14 protein-coding genes are annotated in these 13941 nt (G+C 66.6%); 12 read left to right on the forward strand and 2 right to left on the reverse strand.

What is annotated here, in order from left to right:
- Positions 1-29 precede the first annotated feature (29 nt).
- From IFT63_RS15375 to IFT63_RS15395, 5 genes are all read left to right on the forward strand, one after another.
- A complete protein-coding gene (locus IFT63_RS15375) occupies positions 30-1451 on the forward strand; it encodes a DcaP family trimeric outer membrane transporter (protein WP_192084995.1) in 1422 nt (473 codons plus the stop codon).
- A 58-nt stretch (positions 1452-1509) separates the two neighbouring features.
- Positions 1510-3165, forward strand: a complete 1656-nt coding sequence (locus IFT63_RS15380; protein WP_192084996.1) for an MFS transporter — start codon at positions 1510-1512, stop codon at positions 3163-3165.
- Between the two features lie 227 nt (positions 3166-3392).
- Positions 3393-3710 carry a DUF4156 domain-containing protein gene (locus IFT63_RS15385; protein WP_192084997.1) on the forward strand — a complete coding sequence of 106 codons (318 nt, stop codon included), beginning with the start codon at positions 3393-3395 and terminating at the stop codon, positions 3708-3710.
- A gap of 97 nt (positions 3711-3807) precedes the next feature.
- Complete coding sequence (locus tag IFT63_RS15390; RefSeq protein WP_057507087.1) at positions 3808-4824, forward strand: 3-oxoacyl-ACP synthase III; 1017 nt, start codon at positions 3808-3810, stop codon at positions 4822-4824.
- A 61-nt stretch (positions 4825-4885) separates the two neighbouring features.
- Positions 4886-5779 (forward strand): alpha/beta fold hydrolase, encoded by an 894-nt coding sequence (locus IFT63_RS15395; protein ID WP_192084998.1) that lies wholly within the window; start codon positions 4886-4888, stop codon positions 5777-5779.
- 259 nt (positions 5780-6038) lie between these two features.
- Here IFT63_RS15395 and IFT63_RS15400 read toward each other — a convergent pair whose 3' ends face one another.
- Positions 6039-6455: a YkgJ family cysteine cluster protein gene (locus IFT63_RS15400; RefSeq protein WP_192084999.1), complete on the reverse strand. Its 417-nt coding sequence runs from the start codon at positions 6453-6455 to the stop codon at positions 6039-6041.
- 105 nt (positions 6456-6560) lie between these two features.
- Here IFT63_RS15400 and oleC point away from each other — a divergent pair, with 105 nt between their 5' ends.
- From oleC to xth, 7 genes are all read left to right on the forward strand, one after another.
- Positions 6561-8219 (forward strand): olefin beta-lactone synthetase, encoded by a 1659-nt coding sequence (gene oleC / locus IFT63_RS15405; protein WP_042613901.1) that lies wholly within the window; start codon positions 6561-6563, stop codon positions 8217-8219.
- Positions 8216-9226, forward strand: a complete 1011-nt coding sequence (oleD, locus tag IFT63_RS15410; RefSeq protein ID WP_192085000.1) for a 2-alkyl-3-oxoalkanoate reductase — start codon at positions 8216-8218, stop codon at positions 9224-9226. The genes oleC and oleD overlap by 4 nt, the downstream gene beginning before the upstream one ends.
- Before the next feature lie 63 nt (positions 9227-9289).
- A complete protein-coding gene (locus IFT63_RS15415) occupies positions 9290-9445 on the forward strand; it encodes a DUF1328 domain-containing protein (protein ID WP_042613899.1) in 156 nt (51 codons plus the stop codon).
- Between the two features lie 205 nt (positions 9446-9650).
- A complete protein-coding gene (locus IFT63_RS15420) occupies positions 9651-10286 on the forward strand; it encodes an SCP2 sterol-binding domain-containing protein (protein ID WP_192085001.1) in 636 nt (211 codons plus the stop codon).
- Entirely contained in the window at positions 10283-11938 is a 1656-nt protein-coding gene (ubiB, locus tag IFT63_RS15425) for a ubiquinone biosynthesis regulatory protein kinase UbiB (protein ID WP_192085002.1), read from the forward strand. Before IFT63_RS15420 ends, ubiB begins: the two co-directional genes overlap by 4 nt.
- A gap of 16 nt (positions 11939-11954) precedes the next feature.
- Positions 11955-12698 carry a pseudouridine synthase gene (locus IFT63_RS15430; RefSeq protein ID WP_192085114.1) on the forward strand — a complete coding sequence of 248 codons (744 nt, stop codon included), beginning with the start codon at positions 11955-11957 and terminating at the stop codon, positions 12696-12698.
- Between the two features lie 115 nt (positions 12699-12813).
- On the forward strand, positions 12814-13581 hold the full coding sequence (xth, locus tag IFT63_RS15435) for an exodeoxyribonuclease III (RefSeq protein WP_192085003.1): 768 nt from the start codon (positions 12814-12816) through the stop codon (positions 13579-13581).
- A 74-nt stretch (positions 13582-13655) separates the two neighbouring features.
- On the opposite strand, the gene IFT63_RS15440 is transcribed toward xth, so the two are convergent.
- Positions 13656-13907 (reverse strand): GlsB/YeaQ/YmgE family stress response membrane protein, encoded by a 252-nt coding sequence (locus IFT63_RS15440; protein WP_101099446.1) that lies wholly within the window; start codon positions 13905-13907, stop codon positions 13656-13658.
- Positions 13908-13941: the final 34 nt, after the last annotated feature.

Below are 13941 nucleotides of genomic sequence, written 5' to 3' on the forward strand. Positions count from 1 at the left end.
TCGATTTGCCACTTGGGAGAGAGGGCAACATGAATCACCGTACGTTGAAGACGCTGCGCAAGCCGTTGGCTGCCTGCATGCTGGTCGCACTGGCTGCACCGGGCATGGCCTTCGCCGAAACCGCAAGAGAAAAGGCCCTGGAAGCACGCGTGGGCGAGCTGGAGCGCCAGGTCCAGCTGCTGCTGTCTTCGCAGCAACAGCAGCAGAGCCAGATCAGCCAGACCCAGCAGGCGGTCACCGAAGTAAGGACGGTGCAGGCCGAGCAGAAGCCGGCAGTACCGGCAGGCAAGCAGCCGATCCAGGTCACCACCATCACTCCCGGCGCCGCGCCGGGCACCACGGTCAAGATCGGCGGCTTCATCAAGGCCGATTTCCTGGCTACCCAGACCGGCGATGGCCAGCTGGCCGACGATGCGACCGGCCGCGCGCTGTACCTGCCGGGCCAGACTCCGGTGGCTGGCGCCGGCGGCAGCGGTGAGCGTTCGGACGTGGACTTCAACGCCCACGCCAAATTCTCGCGCTTCAACCTGGGCATCGACAACGTCAGCGAAAACGGCAACAAGGCCGGTGCGTTCTTCGAGATGGATTTCTTCGGCAATTCGCTCGGCAACCAGACCGCCACCAATACCTACGGCGTGACCCTGCGGCACGCTTACATGTACTGGAACAAGTGGACGGCCGGCCAGACCTGGACCAACTTCATGGACGCGGCCTCCATTCCCGAAGCCGCCGATTTCGTCGGTCCCACCGACGGCGTGGTGTTCATCCGCCAGGCACAGATCCGCTACACCACCGGCGGCCTGAGCGTTGCGCTGGAAAACCCGGAAACCACCACGCTGACCGGCGTGCGCAATCCGGTGACCGGTGCGTGGACCAACGCCAGCGCCAACTCCGATCGTGGCAGCCTGCCCGACCTGACCGTGCGTTATGGCTGGAAGGGCGACTGGGGCACCTTCGGGGTGGCCGGCCTGGTCCGCCAGCTGAAGGTCGACAACCAGACCACCGGCGCGGATGCGGACAAGATCGCCGGCGGCCTGACCCTGGGCGGCAAATGGGTGATGGCCGACTCGGACACGCTGCACTACCAGCTCACCGGAGGCGAAGGCATTTCGCGCTACATCGGCCTGGGCATCACCGCCGACACCGCCTATGACATCGCCCGCGACGAGCTGGCGACCACCGGCGTGCTGGCCGGTTACGTGGGCTGGCGGCATGCCTTCACCCCGAAGCTGCGCACCAACCTGATCTACGCGCGCAGTGACTACGACAACGACGGAACGCTGGGCCCGCTGGTCACCAAGAGCGTGCAGAGCATCCGCGGCAACGTGTTCTATACGCCGATGCCGAAGGTCGATATCGGTGCGGAATACATGTACGGCGTGCGCGAGATCGAAGACGGTCGCAAGGGCGACATCAACCGCGTGCAGTTCACCACCAAGTACAGCTTTTAACTGAGTGCCGACCCAGGTCGGCACCCACCGTCACCATGCTTCGGAGGGGAAGCTTCCCATGTCAACAACACCTGCACCCGCACCTGCGTCACTGACGCACGGCCACAAGAAAGTCATTTTCGCATCGAGCCTTGGCACGGTGTTCGAGTGGTACGACTTCTTCCTGTACGGCTCACTCGCCGCCATCATCGCCAAGCAGTTCTTCAGCGGGGTCAATGAAACCACGGGCATGATCTTCGCCCTGCTGGCGTTCGCGGCCGGCTTCTTCGTGCGTCCGTTCGGCGCGGCGTTCTTCGGCAGCCTCGGCGACCGCATCGGCCGCAAGTACACCTTCCTGGTCACGATCCTGATCATGGGCATCTCGACCTTCCTGGTCGGCGTGCTGCCCAACTACGCCTCGATCGGCGTTGCCGCACCGGTGATCCTGATCATCCTGCGCCTGGCCCAGGGCTTGGCGATGGGCGGTGAGTACGGCGGCGCGGCCACCTACGTGGCCGAACATGCACCGGCCAACAAGCGTGGCCTGTACACCAGCTTCATCCAGTGCACCGCCACGCTGGGCTTGTTCATGTCGCTGCTGATCATCCTGGCCTGCCGCTACTTCCTGGGCAACGAAGCCTTCGAAGCGTGGGGCTGGCGCATCCCGTTCCTGGTGTCGATCGTGCTGCTGGGCATCTCGGTGTGGATCCGCCTGCAGCTGAGCGAATCGCCGCTGTTCCAGCAGATGAAGGCCGAAGGCAAGGGCTCCAAGACCCCGTTCCGTGACAGCCTGAAGGACGGCAACCTGAAGTTGATGCTGCTGGTCCTGCTGGGTGCAGCGGCCGGCCAGGCGGTGGTGTGGTATGGCGGCCAGTTCTACGCGCTGTTCTTCCTCAGCAGCATGCTGAAGGTCGATGCCACCACCTCCTACCTGCTGATCGCCGCGGCGCTGGCGCTGGGCGTGCCGTTCTTCATCTTCTTCGGTTGGCTGTCCGATCGCATCGGTCGCAAGTGGATCATCCTGGCCGGCTGCCTGCTGGCTGCGGTCACCTACATCCCGGTGTTCAAGGGCCTGACCCACTTCGCCAACCCGGCGATCGAGGAAGCACGCACCAATTCGCCTGCACTGGTCGTCGCCGATCCGAATACCTGCTCGTTCCAGTTCGATCCGGTGGGCCTGCGCAAGTTCACCAGCTCCTGCGACGTGGCGACCGCCGCGCTGACCAAGGCCGGTGTGCCGTATGACGTGCAGCCGGCACCGGCCGGTTCGCTGGCGGTGGTCAATGTCGGCGCGTCCAAGGTGAGCTCGTATGAAGCGGCTGGCCTGACCAAGGAAGATGGCAAGGCCAAGGCCGATGCCTTCGGTACCGAGCTGAAGGCCGCCTTGGTGGACGCAGGCTACCCGGCCAAGGCGGACAACGCGCGCATCAACATCCCCGGCACGATCTTCATGCTGTGGATCCTGGTGCTGTACGTGACCATGGTCTACGGCCCGATCGCCGCCTACCTGGTGGAACTGTTCCCGACCCGCATCCGCTACACCTCGATGTCACTGCCGTACCACATCGGCAACGGCTGGTTCGGTGGCTTCCTGCCGGCGATTTCCTTCGCGCTGGTGGCCGGCACCGGCAACCTCTACTACGGCCTGTGGTACCCGATCGCCATCGCGTTGATGACGGTGGTCATCGGTGGCCTGTTCCTGCGCGATACCAGGAACGTGGACATCACCAAGTAACGGTGATCGACACGAAGTGAACCGGGGGCCGCGGCGAAATCCGCGGCCCCTTCGCGTTCGCGCGAGGTAGTGACGGCCGCTGGCCGTCATGCATTTGCCATCGGTGGGTGACGACCGTTGGTCGTCACGCTGTTTCCGCGCCGCTGCGCTCGCCGAGCATGGCTCGGCGCTACCTCCCGTTCAGCCTGTTCAGGCACAATCGCGGAAACCTTATCCGGTACTCCGCCATGCGCTTCCTGCTGATCTCCACCCTGCTGCTCGCCACCACTGCCTGCACCTGGGTACCGATCGAGTCGTCCGGCAAGACCGTGCGCGTGCTGGCCCCCGGCGCGGTCCCGGCCGGTTGCCAGACCAAGGGCGAGGTGGTGGTGACCGTGAAGAGCAAGGTCGGCTTCTATAACCGCAACCCGCTGCGCGTGCAGGAAGAGCTGGAAACCCTGGCCCGCAACGAGGCGCCCAGCGCCGGCGCCAACGCCGTGCAGGCCGCCGCGCCGCCGGCCGATGGCAGCCAGCGCTTCGCCGCCTTCCAGTGCCCGCCGCGCTGAAACGCACCATACGGTAAAGCTGAATCGGTAAAGGTGCGGTCAGGCCAAGAGGGTTATAGAATGACGCCCCCTTTGCCTGAGCCTTGGCGCTAACTCGATGCTCTTCAAGAATGTCTCGATCGCCGGCCTGGCGCATGTCGACGCGCCCCACACGCTAACGACCAAGGAAATCAACGAACGCCTGCAGCCCACCCTGGACCGCCTCGGTATCCGTACCGACGTGCTGGGTGACGTTGCCGGGATCCATGCGCGCCGCCTGTGGGATGAGGGCACGCTGGCCTCGGACGCGGCCACCATGGCCGCCCGCAAGGCGCTGGAAGACGCCAACATCGGTCCGGCCGACGTCGGCCTGGTGATCAACACCTCGGTCAGCCGCGACTATCTGGAGCCTTCCACGGCGAGCATCGTGTCCGGCAACCTGGGCGTGGGCGAGGAATGCGTGACCTTCGACGTAGCCAATGCCTGCCTTGCCTTCATCAATGGCATGGACATCGCCGCACGGATGATCGAGCGCGGCGAGCTGAACTATGCGCTGGTCGTCGACGGCGAAACCGCGAACCTGGTGTACGAGAAGACCCTGGAGCGGATGACTGCCCCGGGCGTCACCGCCGAAGATTTCCGCAACGAGCTGGCGGCGCTGACCACCGGGTCGGGCGCGGCGGCGATGGTCATGGCCCGTTCGGAGCTGGTCCCCGATGCCCCGCGCTACAAGGGCGGCGTCACCCGTTCGGCCACCGAATGGAACCAGCTGTGCCTGGGCAACCTGGACCGCATGGTCACCGATACCCGTCTGCTGCTGATCGAAGGCATCAAACTGGCCCAGAAGACCTTCGCCGCGGCGAAGATCGCGCTGGGCTGGGCGGTGGAGGAGCTGGACCAGTTCGTCATCCATCAGGTCAGCCAGCCGCACACCGCCGCGTTCATCAAGAACTTCGGCATCGATCCGAAGAAGGTGATGACCATCTTCGGCGAGCACGGCAACATCGGCCCGGCCTCGGTGCCGATCGTGCTGAGCAAGCTCAAGCAGCTGGGCAAGCTGAAAAAGGGCGATCGCATCGCACTGCTCGGCATCGGCTCGGGGCTGAACTGCTCGATGGCTGAAGTGGTCTGGTGACCCAGGCCCGGTAAGTCTTCCCAAGGGCCGGTACTACCGGCCCTTTTTACAGGTGCACCGCATGCGCGATCTTCCCGGCTACCCGTCCACTCCCCATCGGTTCGAGGTCCGTCCGGGCCTGTCGATGAACTACCTCGACGAAGGCCCGCGCGATGGCGAGGTGGTGGTGATGGTCCACGGCAATCCGTCGTGGAGCTATTACTGGCGCACGCTGGTAGCCGGCCTGTCCGACCGCTACCGCTGCATCGTGCCGGACCACATCGGCATGGGCCTGTCGGACAAGTCGGCCGATGACCGCTACGAATACACCCTGCAGTCGCGCGTGGATGACCTGGACGCGCTGCTGGCGCACCTGGGCATCACCGGTCCGGTGACCCTGGCCGTGCACGATTGGGGCGGCATGATCGGCTTCGGCTGGGCGCTGTCCCACCACGCCCAGGTCAAGCGCCTGGTGGTGTTGAACACCGCGGCATTCCCGATGCCGGCGGCGAAGAAAATGCCGTGGCAGATCGCTCTGGGGCGGCACTGGAAGGTCGGCGAGTGGATCATCCGCAGCTTCAACGCGTTCTCCGCCGGGGCCTCCTGGCTGGGCGTGGAACGGAAGATGCCGGCCGACGTACGCCGCGCCTACGTGGCGCCTTATGACAGCTATGCCAACCGCATCAGCACCATCCGCTTCATGCAGGACATCCCGCTGTCGCCGGCCGACAAGGCGTGGCCGCTGCTGGAGCGCTCCGGCCGGGTGCTGCCGTCCTTCGCCGACCGGCCCGCCTTCATCGGCTGGGGCCTGCGTGATTTCGTCTTCGACCACCATTTCCTGAAGGGCTTCCAGGCGGCGTTGCCGCAGGCGGAAGTGCTCGCCTTCGAGGATGCCGGCCACTACGTGCTGGAAGACAAGCACGAGGTGCTGGTGCCGCGGATCCGCGCGTTCCTGGATTCGCATCCGCTCGGCTGAGCGGGCTGCGAACGGCGGAGCCCCTCGCGGGTGGGCTCTGAAAGCAGGCATCGTGCTTGGCGTCGGGCGGTGGGGCTGGGCGGGGGACGGCAAAAGCCGCTCCTGCGGGCCTCGTTTCGCGCCATCCATGGCGCTCAACGCCCCCGCCCCACCGCCCGCCCCCGACAGTCCGCGCGCGCGTCGCGGTAGCGCCGACCCATGGTCAGCGGAAACCATCAGACACCGCGATGAAGAGCCGGCGACCATAGATCGGCGCTACTCAGGCAGCGATCGGGGCCTGCGGCGAGCCGTTGTCATCCGGGTGGTCGTCATCGTTGCCGGCGGCGTCGCGCCAGCGCCAGTCGGCCGGCGTCAGCGGGTCCAGGCCGTAGGCGATGCGGGCTTTCTCGCACTGCGCGCTGCGCTTGCCGTATTCCCATGAAGCGTCCACCTCGCGGCACACGCTGGGCCGGTTGGGATGGATCGTGCACCGCGAATACACGCCGATCTGGGCGTCGAGCGCCACGCAACGCACCGGCGCCGAATGGGTGCCCTGCATGCACAGGCGATGCGGGTCCAGCACTTCGGTCAGCTGGTGCGGCACGCCGCCGGGGGTGACTTCATCCGATTCCATCCAGTGGAATGCCACGCGGTACTGGGTGCAGCAGGCGCCGCAGGTCATGCAGGGGTGTAGCATGGGCAGGGCGCCTCGGGCGGCCGTTAGCGACATGAAAAGAGAGTGCGGATTTTCCATGATGCGGGCCGGCGCGCAAGAATTTCCGTATACGGCGACAATGAACGGATGAACCGATACAGCAACATCGCCGCACGATTGCCCGAACTGGCGCGTGAACGCCCCGACCAGATCGCCATCCGCTGCCCCGGACGGCGCGGTCCGGGCAATGGCATGGCGGCCTATGACGTGACCCTGGATTACCGTCAGCTGGATGCGCGCAGCGATGCCATGGCCGCCGGCCTGGCCGCCTACGGCATCGGCCGCGGCGTACGTGCGGTGGTGATGGTGCGGCCTTCGCCCGAGTTTTTCCTGCTGATGTTCGCGCTGTTCAAGCTGGGTGCGGTGCCGGTGCTGGTGGATCCGGGCATCGACAAGCGCGCGCTGAAACAGTGCCTGGACGAGGCGCAGCCGCAGGCCTTCATTGGCATTGCGCTGGCCCACGTGGCCCGGCTTGCGCTGCGCTGGGCGCCGTCGGCCACGCTGCTGGTGACCGTCGGCCGCCGGCTGGGCTGGGGCGGCACCACACTGGCCGCGCTGGAGCGGGCCGGCGCCGGTACGCCGCCGATGCTGGCCGCCACCGATGGCGAAGATACCGCTGCGATCCTGTTCACCAGCGGCTCCACCGGCGTGCCAAAGGGCGTGGTCTACCGCCACCGCCATTTCGTCGGCCAGGTCGAGCTGCTGCGTTCGGCGTTCGGGATGGAACCGGGCGGGGTGGACCTGCCGACCTTCCCGCCGTTCGCCCTGTTCGACCCGGCACTGGGGCTGACGTCGGTGATTCCGGACATGGACCCGACGCGCCCGGCCAGCGCCGATCCGCGCCGCCTGCACGATGCGATCAAACGCCACGGCGTCACCCAGTTGTTCGGCTCGCCGGCATTGATGCGGGTGCTGGCCGACCATGGCCAGCCGCTGCCGGGGGTCAAGCGGGTGACCTCGGCGGGGGCGCCGGTGCCGCCGGACGTGGTGGCCAGGATCCGCCGGCTGTTGCCGCCCGATGCCCAGTTCTGGACGCCGTATGGCGCCACCGAATGCCTGCCGGTCGCGGTGATCGAAGGGCGCGCGCTGGAAAACACCCGCGCGGCCACTGAAGGCGGTGCCGGGACCTGCGTGGGCGGGGTGGTGGCACCGAACCAGGTGCGCATCATCGCCATCGACGACGCGCCGCTGCCGGACTGGTCGCAGGTGCGTGAGCTGGCGGTGGGTGAAGTGGGCGAGATCACCGTGGCCGGACCCACTGCGACAGACAGCTATTTCAACCGTCCGCAGGCCACCGCGGCGGCGAAGATCAACGAGACGCTGGCCGATGGGAGCACCCGCGTGGTGCACCGCATGGGCGATGTCGGCTACTTCGATGCGCAGGGCCAGCTGTGGTTCTGTGGGCGCAAGACCCAGCGCGTGGAAACCGCGCAGGGGCCGCTGTACACCGAACAGGTCGAGCCGGTGTTCAACACCGTGGCCGGCGTGGCGCGCACTGCGCTGGTCGGCGTCGGTGCGCCGGGTGCGCAGGTGCCGGTGCTGTGCGTGGAGCTGCTGCGCGGGCATTCCGATTCCGCCGCCCTGCAGGAAGCGCTGCGCACCAAGGCGGCCGTGCGCCTGCCCGAGGCGCGACTGCAGGACTTCCTGGTCCATCCGGGGTTCCCGGTGGATATCCGCCACAACGCCAAGATCGGCCGCGAGAAGCTGGCGATCTGGGCCGCTTCGCAACGGGAAAAACACGCATGAAGATCCTTGTCACCGGCGGCGGTGGATTCCTCGGCCAGGCGCTGTGCGCTGGCCTTGCCGAACGCGGGCACCAGGTCCTCAGCTTCAATCGCGGTCATTACCCGGCGCTGCAGGCCATGGGCGTGGGCCAGATCCAGGGGGATCTCGCCGATGCGCAGGCGGTGCTGCACGCCGTGACGGGCATGGACGCGGTGCTGCACAACGCGGCCAAGGCAGGAGCGTGGGGCAGCTATGACAGCTACCACCGGGCCAATGTCGTCGGCACCGACAACGTCATCGCCGCCTGCCGTGCGCAGGGGGTTTCGAAACTGGTCTACACCTCCACGCCCAGCGTGACCCATCGGGCTACGCATCCGGTGGAAGGGCTGGGTGCGGACGAGGTGCCGTATGGCGAAGACTTCCAGGCGCCGTATGCCGCGACCAAGGCGATTGCCGAACAACGCGTGCTGGCGGCCAACGATGCCACGCTGGCCACCGTGGCGCTGCGCCCCCGGTTGATCTGGGGGCCAGGCGATCTGCAGCTGGTGCCGCGGCTGGCGCAGCGTTCGCGCGCTGGACGCCTGCGTCTGGTCGGCGATGGCAGCAACCTGGTCGATACCACCTACATCGACAACGCCGCACTGGCGCATTTCCTGGCGCTGGATGCATTGGCACCCGGTGCGGCGTGCGCGGGCAAGGCGTACTTCATTTCCAACGGCGAACCGCTGCCGATGCGCGAGCTGCTAAACAAGCTGCTGGCTGCGGTAGGCGCGCCCCCGGTGACGAAGTCGGTAAGCTTCAAGACCGCATATCGCATCGGTGCGGTGGCCGAAAAACTGTGGCCGCTGCTGCGCCTGCCGGGTGAGCCGCCGCTTACCCGTTTCCTTGCCGAACAGCTGTGCACCGCGCACTGGTACAGCATGGAACCGGCGCGCCGTGACTTCGGTTATGTGCCCGTGGTGAGCATTGACGAAGGGCTCACGCGGCTGAAAGCTTCATCAATCGGCGAGATTTCCATCACCAGATGAACACCGCTGGCACGTGAGTATGGTCCCCAACGCCACCCCGGCACGTTAACCGCGAGGAACGCCATGCTGCATTACGCCGTCATCTTTTTCGTCATCGCCCTGATTGCCGCAGTGCTTGGCTTCTCCGGTATTGCCGGTGCCGCCAGCAACATCGCCTGGATCCTGTTCGTGGTCTTCCTGGTGCTGGCCATCATCTCGATGTTCCGCAAGCGAACCTGACCTCCGGTCGGGTTGCTTGAAAGACAAAGCCGGGCATTGCCCGGCTTTGTTGTTTCTGCACGATGACGGCCAGCGGCCGTCACTACCGGAATGGCGGTAACGCCGAGCCATGCTCGGCGAGCGCAGCGGGAACAGCGTGACGACCACCGGTCGTCACCGACCACAGCGGGCGTCACTACCTCATCAGGCAGGTAGAATGCCCGCCATGCCTCTTTCCCTGCTCAAGTCGCTCAAGCCGGTTGCCGGCCGCGCCCTGCAAGCCGCGCTCAACCGCGCGCTTGCGCTGGACCCTGATACCCGCCAGGCGCTGACCGCACTGGATGGCCGCCATATCGACCTGACCCTGGAAGCGCCCGCGCTGGCGATGCGCATCAGCGTGCACGGCGAGGCGCTGGAAGTGGGGCCGGTTGACCATCGCGAAGCCGACCTGGCCGTGCGCAGCAGCCTGTCCGGGGTGTTGGCACAGCTGCCGCTGCTGGCAAGATCACGCGGCGCCCAGGCCAACACGGCCGGGCGCGTGCGGGTGGCCGGCGATGCAGAACTGGCGCGCCGCCTGCAGCAGCTGGCCAAGGGCTTCGATCCGGACTGGCAGCTGCCCTTCGTGCGCGTGTTCGGCGAAGTGCTGGGTGTGCAGGTGGCCAATACCCTGCGCAGTGCCCTGCAGCATGCACGCCGCGGCGCGTCCGACCTCGCGCATACGGCCGCCGAGTTCGTCACCGAGGAATCGCGTGACGTGGTTCCGCGCGGCGAGCTGGATGCCTTCCATGACGACGTGGACGTGCTGCGTGACGACGTCGAGCGCATCGCCGCGCGCGTGCAACGCCTGCGGGGTGCCGCGTGAAGGCGCTGCTGCGGGCCAGCCGCATCGGCCGCATCATCCTGCGCTACCGGCTGGACGACCTGCTGCAGGGCACCCCGGCCGAGCGCTGGCTGCGGCTGGCCAAACCCTTCGTGCCACGCGCATCGGCGGACATCGCCGCGCAGTCCCGCGGTGCGCGGCTGCGCCTGGCGCTGCAGGACCTCGGCCCGATCTTCGTCAAGTTCGGACAGATCCTCTCCACCCGCCGCGACCTGGTGCCGCCGGATGTAGCCGTCGAACTGACCTTGCTGCAGGATCGGGTCAAGCCGTTCGACGGTGATACCGCACGGCGCATCGTCGAACAGGCGCTGGGCATGCCGGTCAGTGCGGCGTTCGCCAGTTTCGATACCGAGCCGCTGGCCTCGGCATCGATCGCCCAGGTGCACGCCGCCACGCTCGGCGATGGCCGGCAGGTGGTGGTGAAGGTACTGCGCCCGGACATCGAAAAGCAGATCGTCGCCGACATCGCCCTGCTCAACTCGCTGGCGACGCTGGTCGAGCGCACCCATCCGCGCGCCGACAAGATCCGCCCGCGCGAAGTGGTGGCCGAGATCGAAAACACGCTTTCGGCAGAACTGGACCTGCAGCGCGAAGGGGCCAATGCGAGCGTGCTGCGCCGGTTCTGGGAGAACTCCGACGACCTGTACGTGCCCGAGGTGATCTGGAGCCACACCGCCGAACGCGCGCTGACCCTGGAACGCGTGTGGGGCATCCCCTCGGACGACATCGAAGCGCTGGACCGCGCCGGCATCGACCGCGTCGCGCTGGCGGCCAAGGGCGTGCGGGTGTTCTACACCCAGGTGTTCCGCGACAACTTCTTCCACGCCGACGCGCACGCCGGCAACATCTGGGTCGATATCGATCCGCAGCGCCGCGCCAATCCGCGCTTCATCGCGCTGGATTTCGGCATCATGGGGCAGCTCTCGCAGGAGGACCAGTACTACCTCGCCGAGAACTTCATGGCCATCTTCAACCGCGATTACCGGCGCATCGCCGAACTACATGTGCAGGCCCGGTGGATGCCCGACCACGTGCGCATCGACGAGCTGGAGTCGGCGGTGCGTTCGGTGTGCGAGCCGTACTTCACCCGCCCGCTGTCGCAGATTTCGCTGGCGGAAGTGCTGATGAAGCTGTTCCGCGTGGCGCAGCGCTACCAGCTGACCCTGCAGCCGCAGCTGATCCTCCTGCAGAAGACCCTGCTCAACATCGAAGGGGTGGGGCGCCAGCTGGATCCGCAGATCGATATCTGGGCGGTGGCCAAGCCGGTGCTGGCGAAGATCCTGCGTGCGCGCTACAGCCCGCGCCGGGTGCTGCGCGAGATCGGCAAGCGGGTGCCGGAAATCATGACCCATGCGCCGGACATGCCGCGGCTGGTGCACGCCTGGCTGAGCCAGCAGGTGGAAGGACGGCATGAGCTGTCGATGCGCTCGCGCGATTTGGCCGCACTGGATGCCAGCCTGCGACGGCTGCAGAAGCGCGCCGTGGGCGCAATCACCGGTGTCGGCCTGCTGGCGATCGCCGCGCTGCTGTACGTGCTGCAGCCGCCGGGCCTGTACTTCGGCGACATGCCGATCTGGAGCGCGGTGTCCGGCGTGCTGGGTGCATTGGCGCTGGCACGGGCGTGGTGGCGATGATGGGGGCGACCCGGTGATCGACGAAACGATCCAGGAGGATGCGTCTGCCGCCGCAGCAGCGGAACCGCTGCAGCTGCTGCACCAGGACGAACGCCTGGCGGTGGTCAACAAACCGGCCGGGCTGATGGTCCACGACAGCAAGCTGGCGCGCGGCGAGGATGATTTCCTGGCCGATCGGCTCCGCGAGCAGCTGGGCCGGCAGATCTTCCTGGTGCACCGGCTGGACCGTGCCACCAGCGGCTGCCTGCTGCTGGCTTTCGACCGCGATACCGCCAGCGCGCTGGGCAAGTCGCTGATGGGCGGGGAGGTACAGAAGGATTACCTCACCGTGTGCCGTGGGTGGCCGGCAGAGGAAAGCTGGCAGGTCGACCATGACCTGGACGGCGGCCCCGGCAAGCCGGTGAAGAAGCCGGCGGTGACGGATTTCCAGCGCCTGGCGACCGGCGAGCTGGCGGTGCCGAGTGGTGAGTTCAACACCTCGCGCTATGCGCTGCTGCGCTGCCAGCCGCAGACCGGGCGCTTCCGCCAGATCCGCCGCCACCTCAAGCACCTGTCGCACCACATGATTGGTGACACCAGCCATGGCGATGGGCGGCACAACCGCATCTTCCGCATGCAGGGCGTGCACCGCATGCTGCTGCATGCCGAGCGCCTGCGCTTCCCGCATCCGGACGGTGGCACGGTGGATGTGCGCGCACCGGTCGACGCCGCATTCCAGAAGGCGCTGGATCTGTTCGGCTGGGACGTCCCGCCGGCCTGAAGGCGGGTAGCGCCGAGCCATGCTCGGCGGAACATATCCGTAGTCTTCGGCAAAGAGCCGCCGAGCATGGCTCGGCGCTACCGGGCCGCACCACCGGGCGGGCTACAATCCCCGCATGAAAATCGCCTCGTGGAACGTCAATTCCCTCAACGTCCGCCTGCCGCACCTGGAGCAGTGGCTCAAGGACTTCGGCCCGGATATCGTCGGCATCCAGGAAACCAAGCTGGAAGACCACAAGTTCCCGGATTCGGCGCTGATCGCCGCCGGCTACCGCAGCGTGTTCGCTGGCCAGAAGACCTACAACGGCGTGGCACTGCTGTCGCGCGAGCCGGCCCAGGACGTGCAGATCGGCATCCCCGGCTTTGAAGACGAGCAGAAGCGCGTCATCGCCGGTACCTTCGGCGAGCTGCGGGTGATCAACCTGTACGTGGTCAACGGCCAGGACGTGGGCACCGACAAATACGCCTACAAACTGCGCTGGCTGGAGGCCGTGCACGCCTGGATCGCCAGTGAACTGCAGCGCTACCCGAAGCTGATCGTGATGGGCGATTTCAACATCGCCCCGGACGAACGTGACGTCAACGACCCGCTGGTCTGGAACGAAAACCACATCCTGACCTCCACCGCCGAACGCGGCGCGCTGAACAAGCTGCTGCAGCTGGGACTGCATGATGCGTTCCGCCTGCACAGTGACGAGGCCGGAGTGTTCAGCTGGTGGGATTACCGCGCCGCCGGTTTCCGCCGCAACCTTGGCCTGCGCATCGACCTCACCCTCGTATCGGAGGCGCTGAAGGCGTCTGCGGTGGCATCGGGCATTGATCGCGAGCCGCGGACCTGGGAGCGCCCCAGCGACCACGCACCGGCCTGGGTGCAGCTGGCCTGAAACAACGAGGCCCGGCATTTTGCCGGGCCCCGTGCTGATGCATCCGCCGGCCAGCGGCCGGCACCACGACGGCGTCAGCGTATGCTCTTGCGGGTGAAAAGGTTGACGATCGCCAACAGGATCACCGCGCCGATCAACGAGAACAGGAAGGTGCGCAGCGTGATCGCGTCGTTGATCCCACCACCGAACAGAAAGCCGGCAATGAGTGCGCCGACGATGCCGACCACCACGTTGAGGATGATGCCCTGCTGGCCATCGCGCCTCATGATGATGCTGGCCAGCCAGCCCACGATGCCGCCTACGATCAACCAGATGATGATGCCCATCGCCACACCTCCACGTCCCAAGGGACCTCAGTTG

This window comes from Stenotrophomonas sp. CFBP 13724 (genome assembly GCF_014841975.1).
Classification (GTDB): Bacteria; Pseudomonadota; Gammaproteobacteria; order Xanthomonadales; family Xanthomonadaceae; genus Stenotrophomonas; species Stenotrophomonas lacuserhaii.

What these genes read in the sequence shown, in the direction of transcription:
- IFT63_RS15400 (WP_192084999.1), bottom strand. Translation starts at nt 6,455, where the DNA reads ATGCTACACCCCTGCATGACCTGCGGCGCCTGCTGCACCCAGTACCGC.
- IFT63_RS15375 (WP_192084995.1), top strand. Translation starts at nt 30, where the DNA reads ATGAATCACCGTACGTTGAAGACGCTGCGCAAGCCGTTGGCTGCCTGC.
- xth (WP_192085003.1), top strand. Translation starts at nt 12,814, where the DNA reads ATGAAAATCGCCTCGTGGAACGTCAATTCCCTCAACGTCCGCCTGCCG.
- IFT63_RS15440 (WP_101099446.1), bottom strand. Translation starts at nt 13,907, where the DNA reads ATGGGCATCATCATCTGGTTGATCGTAGGCGGCATCGTGGGCTGGCTG.
- IFT63_RS15380 (WP_192084996.1), top strand. Translation starts at nt 1,510, where the DNA reads ATGTCAACAACACCTGCACCCGCACCTGCGTCACTGACGCACGGCCAC.
- IFT63_RS15420 (WP_192085001.1), top strand. Translation starts at nt 9,651, where the DNA reads ATGCCTCTTTCCCTGCTCAAGTCGCTCAAGCCGGTTGCCGGCCGCGCC.
- IFT63_RS15415 (WP_042613899.1), top strand. Translation starts at nt 9,290, where the DNA reads ATGCTGCATTACGCCGTCATCTTTTTCGTCATCGCCCTGATTGCCGCA.
- oleC (WP_042613901.1), top strand. Translation starts at nt 6,561, where the DNA reads ATGAACCGATACAGCAACATCGCCGCACGATTGCCCGAACTGGCGCGT.
- IFT63_RS15395 (WP_192084998.1), top strand. Translation starts at nt 4,886, where the DNA reads ATGCGCGATCTTCCCGGCTACCCGTCCACTCCCCATCGGTTCGAGGTC.
- IFT63_RS15385 (WP_192084997.1), top strand. Translation starts at nt 3,393, where the DNA reads ATGCGCTTCCTGCTGATCTCCACCCTGCTGCTCGCCACCACTGCCTGC.
- IFT63_RS15390 (WP_057507087.1), top strand. Translation starts at nt 3,808, where the DNA reads ATGCTCTTCAAGAATGTCTCGATCGCCGGCCTGGCGCATGTCGACGCG.
- oleD (WP_192085000.1), top strand. Translation starts at nt 8,216, where the DNA reads ATGAAGATCCTTGTCACCGGCGGCGGTGGATTCCTCGGCCAGGCGCTG.